Source organism: Dehalobacter sp. (assembly GCA_023667845.1).
Taxonomy (GTDB): Bacteria; Bacillota; Desulfitobacteriia; order Desulfitobacteriales; family Syntrophobotulaceae; genus Dehalobacter.
In genome coordinates, this window is sequence record JAMPIU010000041.1 from 1 (window position 1) to 7055 (window position 7055).

The 7055-nt window shown below is 42.5% G+C and carries 7 protein-coding genes; 1 reads left to right on the forward strand and 6 read right to left on the reverse strand.

Annotated features, from left to right (window positions below):
• Positions 1-284: 284 nt before the first annotated feature.
• Positions 285-947 (forward strand): hypothetical protein, encoded by a 663-nt coding sequence (locus NC238_02040; GenBank protein MCM1564738.1) that lies wholly within the window; start codon positions 285-287, stop codon positions 945-947.
• A 91-nt stretch (positions 948-1038) separates the two neighbouring features.
• Here the strand turns inward: NC238_02040 and NC238_02045 are convergent, their stop codons facing one another.
• The 6 genes from NC238_02045 to NC238_02070 form a co-directional block, all read right to left on the reverse strand.
• On the reverse strand, positions 1039-1794 hold the full coding sequence (locus NC238_02045; protein ID MCM1564739.1) for a hypothetical protein: 756 nt from the start codon (positions 1792-1794) through the stop codon (positions 1039-1041).
• Between the two features lie 135 nt (positions 1795-1929).
• Positions 1930-2601 carry a hypothetical protein gene (locus tag NC238_02050; protein MCM1564740.1) on the reverse strand — a complete coding sequence of 224 codons (672 nt, stop codon included), beginning with the start codon at positions 2599-2601 and terminating at the stop codon, positions 1930-1932.
• A gap of 54 nt (positions 2602-2655) precedes the next feature.
• Positions 2656-4170, reverse strand: coding sequence for a hypothetical protein (locus NC238_02055; GenBank protein MCM1564741.1), 1515 nt, complete (start codon positions 4168-4170; stop codon positions 2656-2658).
• Positions 4167-5216, reverse strand: coding sequence for a hypothetical protein (locus NC238_02060; GenBank protein ID MCM1564742.1), 1050 nt, complete (start codon positions 5214-5216; stop codon positions 4167-4169). Before NC238_02060 ends, NC238_02055 begins: the two co-directional genes overlap by 4 nt.
• Positions 5217-5258: 42 nt before the next feature.
• Positions 5259-5663 (reverse strand): hypothetical protein, encoded by a 405-nt coding sequence (locus tag NC238_02065; protein ID MCM1564743.1) that lies wholly within the window; start codon positions 5661-5663, stop codon positions 5259-5261.
• A 54-nt stretch (positions 5664-5717) separates the two neighbouring features.
• A partial coding sequence (locus NC238_02070; GenBank protein MCM1564744.1) for an Eco57I restriction-modification methylase domain-containing protein occupies positions 5718-7055 on the reverse strand: 1338 nt, incomplete at its 5' end.

Consider the following 7055-nt stretch of genomic DNA (forward strand, 5'->3'; position numbering starts at 1 on the left):
CGCTCCCCACAGCCACAGCACCGCCAGGGGGAACCAGCGTGTGCAATTGCTCCATTGATTACAACTGTTCTGATTTTTCAACCCACTCCGAGGCGCAAGCATGTTTCAGCTCTTGCGGCGGCTCCAGCACCTATAACTGGTCTGGGATGGATGGAGATCATGACGGTCAGGCATGCGAAAGTTTACCGTGATTAATCAACAACCCATTGGTTTATCAAAAGTTTACAAGTATAATCGTGGTAATTAATTTTTTTTCAGAACAATGTGTTTCATGAGGTGAGGGAATGAAAAAGATTGTCGTACTAATAAGTGTCCTAATTCTGTTGAGTGGATGTGGCGCTAAACAAATAAGCCCGGACGACATTCAAGCCACGATCTCAGTGGGGATAGAGCAAACCCAATTAGCCAACCCCACTAGCACGAATACCAGTACACCGACAGATACTCCCACCTTTACGACTACATTCACAAATACCCCGACAGTCACACTCACTCCAACCATCACCGATACCCCAACCATCACTCTCACTCCAACAGTGACAGATACTCCCACTCCCAGCCTTACCCCTACGAGAACCAATACACTCACTCCTACTAAGGCGCCATACCAGTTTACACAGACTGCATACGTGAAGACCCAGGAGTACATTGCTCGCTATGTTCAAGTTGACTGGAGAGACTTTATTACATACCCTGAAAAATACAACAGTGAATATATTAAGCTTACTTGCCGTGTGTTTAATGTGGTTAGTAACGAACAATTCCAGTGTTATTTTCCGGGCACCTACGAGGCTTATATTGTCGAAACTAAAGAAGAGTACGATGACATATATGAAGATTCATGGCTAACACTTTACGGTGTTGGGAAAGGTCAAGACTGTTTTTCTAACGCTTATGGTGCACAAATCTGCCAACCTTTGGTTCTTGTCGACTTCTATGTCAAGTAATATCGAACAATTGACATTAATCGGGCACCAATAACAACAAACTGGAGAATTGCTCTCCAGTTTGTTGTTAACACGTTGAAGGCGAAATTTTTTACTTTAGCTCATCAGGTAAGGGTTCATAAGTCCAACCAGATACATCGATGGTAAAAAGGAAATCTTTTGTTACATCATCATAAGTGGAAGAATTGTATGCGCCTTCTACCAAAATCACTATCTGTGTCACTTCATCCCAAGAAGACCTTTTTATTCCAGTGCGCATTCCACCAATAAGATATGATCCAGGCAAAATATCGTTGTCGAGTTCATCACCGAAATCACCTCTCCATGAGTAATCACTAAAAACTACCTGTTCACCATTGACAGAAGCTGTTAGAGAACCATAACCAAATTTAATGACTTCGTTTGTACTATTTACGAAACGAAAAGTAAATTCAACAATCGTTGACTTATCATCATAAATCTCATCGTCGAACAGGTCTTGATCAAATGCAGATTTTGGTGCAACGACGATACGGGCAACCTCGACCAAAACGCCGCCATCTTCCTCAGATACTACATAATTTTTAGCGATACCCTGACCTGGCAGCTCAGTTGGCGTGCTTGTAGGTTCCGGTGTGTTCGATGGTCTGGGAGTTGATGTAGGACGCGGGGTGTTCGTGGGATGAGGAGTGTTAGTGTTGGCTTGAATTTCGGAGGGTTCTTCTGATTGGGGAGTTGTGACATTTACAGCTTGAGTTTGTTCGATTCCTGCACCAACAGTAGATTGAATATCCTCATTTGATAATTGGGGGGATGAGCAACTGGTTAAAAGAATTGCAATAACAAAAAACAACACGATAGGTTTCATCGAAAAGCCCTCCTTTAATTGATTATTAAAAATTATAGCACAGCGCACTAAACAAAAAGCCCATCGCTTGCTCCGTTTTGAGATTGGCAAGGCCTGAGTAATGATCTTTGTAGATCAAACAGATTTGCTTGTCTACTATGGACAAAGTGATTCAACTAATCTATTGTCCAATCTCGTCGCATAAAACGAAAGTGATGTTTCGTCAGAAATATCTGTCATTCTTACATGTACTACAGCGTTACATCTTGTAAATACCAGGTCGCCAAATTCCACTTTACTTCCCAGTACTGTCATAGAAACATAGGAAATCACTCCTTTTTCCCCAATATCTTCAACAATCTTTGTGCTATCACCCAACCCTTCTACCGTTTTTGCATAAGCCTCTTCAATTTTCTCCAGTGAGGTATACACAAAAACTGTCACCCCACCACTCACCTCAGTTGCTTTAGCAAATTGTTGAAATATCGTATAATCTGCAAGAGGCAGCTCATTGAACATTTCTGGAGCTTCGTAACTAATATGACCTCCGGTCAGCCCTGCAGGTAAGTCCCCGTATTGAATTAGTATTTCATCTAAAAATATATCGTCTATTTGAAAATCTGTGGGCGTTACCGTGCTTGTAGGTGTTGGAAGTGGTGTGAGCGTTTGCGTTGGTGAGATAGTTGAGGTATTGGTAGGTAATTTTGTGTTGGTACTGGTTGGAATCGCTGATTGAGTTTGCTCAATGGCTTTTTGTATTTGCTCGGAGTTTGGCGAACAAGCAAAGAGAAGACAAACAGATAAACTAAGTACAAGTAATTTTTTCATGAACCCTCCTGTTGTTGATAAATAGTAAATGATTTATAGAATTCAATCAAATTATTAATCAGGATATTTTTCAAGCAACCCTTCCAACCTCATTTTCATAAAAATAATGTGTGGGTTGGTGGTTCTTTTTGTTTGATCTTCAATCATTGCTCTTGCTTGTGAGGCAGTAATTTGTCTTGATAACACAAGTTCTCTGGCATAATTTATTGACGCGGAAGCCATGATATCTATGAGGTTATTTTTCTTGGCTAGGTCAATGGCTTTCTCATAGAGTCTTTTGCCTTCCCCTAAATTGTTAGATCGTAGATTTATAAGACCTCTTGTCGCTTGTAAAGTTATTTGCACATTCAGAGATTCACCTGTGCTATCTATAGAAGCCAGAACTTCGTTCGCTTCTTCAACTAGATCCTGGTTAGCTAACGCAAATGCCAAATTGTTTTTCAAAAGCAAATCGTTTGGATTTGCTCGTAAACCCTTATTGGCAAATTCCGCTGATAATGAAAAATCCTCTAAACCTATTGCCGCAATATAAGATCCGAAAACAGCAGGACGACTAGAAAATGGTTCATCCATCAGCCAATCTTTAGTTGCTGCAATTGCTTCTTCCCATTTCATCAACTTAGTCAAATCTAATGTCCGAGCCTCGTATGCTTTTGGGACATCAATAAGGGGCTCTTTTCGTTCTTGGTTGTTAATAAAATCGGGAAATAACCAGATTGCCTGAGCAATAGAATTTTCTGTTGGTTCCTTTAGACTCAATTTTATTAATTTCTTCGATTGGTGGAAATTCTTTTCAAAAAACTCGACTGTTGCTAGTGCACTGGCTAATTCGGATATATGCAATGGACTAAATTTCCTTGACTCTGATAAAGTCCTCCCGAATTTAATGTTCTTTGACCTTTCATCAAGCACCTGGGAAACAGCAATTTCAGCTGACAAAAGCCATGGGTCTCTGCGCGTTTCCTCCCCAGATAGTATAAATTTGGCTCTATCGGGTTCTCCAATATGGACAAATAATCTACTTGCAGCTCTAATTATTACTCGATTTGAGTCAGTCAAGGCCAAGGCATTCCTCATGGAATCGACTGCTTTGTCTGTCTGTGCAAGAAGGGTATAGAAATAGGATAGATCCATCCATGCGATTGGGTTGTCTGGGTTAAATCTCAATATCTTTTTAAGATCATTGACATGTTTATATATATTCATTGGTCTATTGACGGCGTTGAGATAGAGCGAGTAATCTATAGGTTTTTCCTCAACTAATCCCACAAGTCTGTTAGCCATTGAAACTACGTCATTCTTGATATTTATTTCTTCTAACAATAGCATGTTGGCGGCATCGATTCCAAAATTGGGCATGCTATTTACAAGTGACGCTTCAACAAGCTCTATCGCAGAGGAGATATCCTGTTTCTTTTCCCACTCATGCACTTTCGAATTTAAATCACTAAAGTCTATTTTGTATTCTTTGGGAATTGATGGTAAAAGCTCACCATTTTTTGAGATTAATTTGAATAATCTCCAACGAGGAATGATCCTTCGAGCAGATACGAGCTCTTTTATCGTCATGATCGTAATAAACTAATTATGTTAGCTTCAGCAAATCTTGCATAGTGGTCGAAGCGAGAAATGTAATGATCCAATGTGAATTGATCTGGAGATCCAACCCCCCTACGAACCCCGCGTTTTTCAGGCTCAGGATTGCTTAATTCCAACACCATCTGAGGAAGATCTTTTTTCAACTGAGGAATGAGGTGATCAGAAAAATCACTTACGATTTCAGTCATAGCCTTCTTGATGAATGGAAGAACAAACGAATAATTACCATACTGTCTTGTGTAATGTAGTTCAGGTGGTAATTTATCAAATATCAGAGGTGTTAACATAAGTCCTGTGAACACATAATGGATTAAACTGCCTAAATGATACAAATCTGTTCCTAGTCTTCTGACCTTCCACTCAGCACTTTGATATCCATATAATTGCTCGATTGGAGCATAATTTCTATCTCCCGCAAAAGTACAATCTTCATGAGGAGCAATATGATTCAAATATGATGATCGACCAAAATCTGCTAGTTTGTTTGTGTTGTCATTAAAGGTCAAAATATTAGATGGCTTGATATCTTGATGGGCAATGCCTTGTCCATGAATTTGTTGAATGCCAACAGAAACATGATGCAAGGCTCTTAGATTGTAAGCTAAGTCAACAGAGTTGCTATAATCGATTTTCTTCCTAATGTTTCCATCAGCTAATTCAAATAATATATATTGAGCAACATCGCTAGGGTCAGAAGGATTTGGTCGGATAACGTCTTCTCCAATAGCTACAACAACTTTATCCAGGTTAGCGTCCTTGCACTTCTGAAGTACAAGTTTTTCAAAATTGAAGGCCTGTGTTAAAAGAAAAAGTTGCAACGCAGGGTCTGGGGCTTCCTGTGCTTCATCAAAATTCAGCACTTTCATGAAAGCCTTATCATTCTTGTCGTTTTCAACTAAATAACAGACCGAAAAGTGCCCACCCGTATCGTTATCATTCTTCTCGATTTTCTTTATGACTTTCCATCCTCCATTTAATGTAATTCCTTCTAAAGAATGGATAATACTTGTTCCCATTATTCTCTCCTTATAGATAGATCATGAATTAAGTAGTCCGGTTCAATTTACTTCAGGTTCTATCCCGTAAAGCGAAAGAACCATGCGATCAACTTCAAATGCAGTTGCTTCAATGATACCTTGAAGATGCTGCTTTTCGTGGGAAGTTGAGGAATGGTATCTGTGCATTTCCAGCATCTTCCCAACAAGCACAATAATCCGTCCTTTTTGCTGGACCTGTGCAGGGTTGGAGGGGTCGACAACATGAATTGGGAAGTTCTGGAAAAACACCCAACTTGGCTCGTAGAAGTCACCGCGGAGTTTCGGGAACATCTGAGTAAACAAGAACATTGAAACCGAACTATTCAGAATTCCTAGCAAATAGAGATCATCGGAAGGAATAATGAAGCACTTTTGATTGGTATAGATGCCAGTCTGATCAAATGTAAATTCAGGTTGTTTACAGATATTTGGATAAACAATTTTTGGCTTTGAGAATTCCTCATGATAATCGATTGCGTCCTAGATTTCATACCACGCATATGATCCAGGCTTCCGCCCTTTCCATTCACCCTTCCAATCGACTGGCTTTGGCATTAATTCGTCCTTGAATTGGCTAAGGTATTTCTTAATTGCCGGATAATTGTTGATCTTGATTCCACGCCGCGTAAATATTAGATATTGTTTTACCGGAATTGGGGCATAGCGTTTGATGTCACGCCCCTGGGCAAAGGGTTTGATCAGTTCTGCGCTGCGAGGGTCTTCGGCGATTAGGCGGTCTTTGGTTTCCTGGTCGATGACGAAGGCTTTGTTCAACCCGGTCAGGATGCCGCGATAGACTTTTCCATTGACATATTCGCCCAAGGGAATCGAATTTTGACGGATCTTTGCGAGCAGGTCCTGGGTTTGCTTACCGGCAAGTGACCAGCCGTCCTCTTCAAAGCAGGTCTGGTCAGAAATCTCGCCATGCTCCGCAACATATTCCTGCAGTGATGCAAAATCGAGCGTGTCAACGGTTGTAAGCCGAGGTTGAAAATGGGGCGGGTTGTTGGAAACACGCAAAATGAGCGGATAGGTGGTGGCACCGGTGAAGACTGGCAGATCGCCAAAGTCAGTGATCTCTTCGATTGATTTGGTTTTGAGCCACTGGCGCAATTTGAAGCCGTATTTGGCACACAGCCATTTGTTGGCAACGATGTAGCTAAATTGCCCTCCAGGCGCAAGCAGCTTGACCCCTTTTTCAATAAAGTAGCTGTAGATATCGGCTGTACCTGTGAAAACCTCATAGATGCTTTGGTAGTAGGGCTTATCCTCGCCCAACGATTCCTGGCGGATATAGGGCGGGTTGCCGATGACGGCGTCGAAGCCGCCGGCAGCAAAAACGTGGGGGAAGGCGCGCTGCCAGTCAAAGGGGTTGACACGATGGATCTCTTCTTCGTCCGGGAACATTTGCCCCTGGAAGTAGTCCCAGCCGATCAGCGAATTTCCGCAGCGGATGTTTTGACCGAGGTCGGGTAAGACGCGTTCGAAGCCGAGCGCCAGCTGACCGGTTTCGCCCTCGAGCAGTTTGAGCAGCAGTGAGAGCTTGGTGACCTCCACTGCCTGGGCGTCGATGTCGACCCCGTAGATGTTTGAGGTGAGGATGCGCTTCTTGGTTTCGGTGGTGAGGCGATATTCACCGCCTTCCGTGGCGACCAGGGGCGGGTTTTTGCCGCGCGAGTGGGATTGCGGGTCGTGGTTGAGGTAGTAGTTGAGGTGCCAGTCCAGCAGGTATTGGTAGGCACCCAGCAGGAAGGAGCCGGACCCGCAGGCGGGGTCTACCACGCGCAGGTTTAGGGCCTGGGTGGGGGTGAGAGAGGG

Coding starts and splice junctions, on each gene's coding strand:
- NC238_02040 (MCM1564738.1), top strand. CDS start 285: ATGAAAAAGATTGTCGTACTAATAAGTGTCCTAATTCTGTTGAGTGGA.
- NC238_02045 (MCM1564739.1), bottom strand. CDS start 1,794: ATGAAACCTATCGTGTTGTTTTTTGTTATTGCAATTCTTTTAACCAGT.
- NC238_02050 (MCM1564740.1), bottom strand. CDS start 2,601: ATGAAAAAATTACTTGTACTTAGTTTATCTGTTTGTCTTCTCTTTGCT.
- NC238_02055 (MCM1564741.1), bottom strand. CDS start 4,170: ATGACGATAAAAGAGCTCGTATCTGCTCGAAGGATCATTCCTCGTTGG.
- NC238_02060 (MCM1564742.1), bottom strand. CDS start 5,216: ATGGGAACAAGTATTATCCATTCTTTAGAAGGAATTACATTAAATGGA.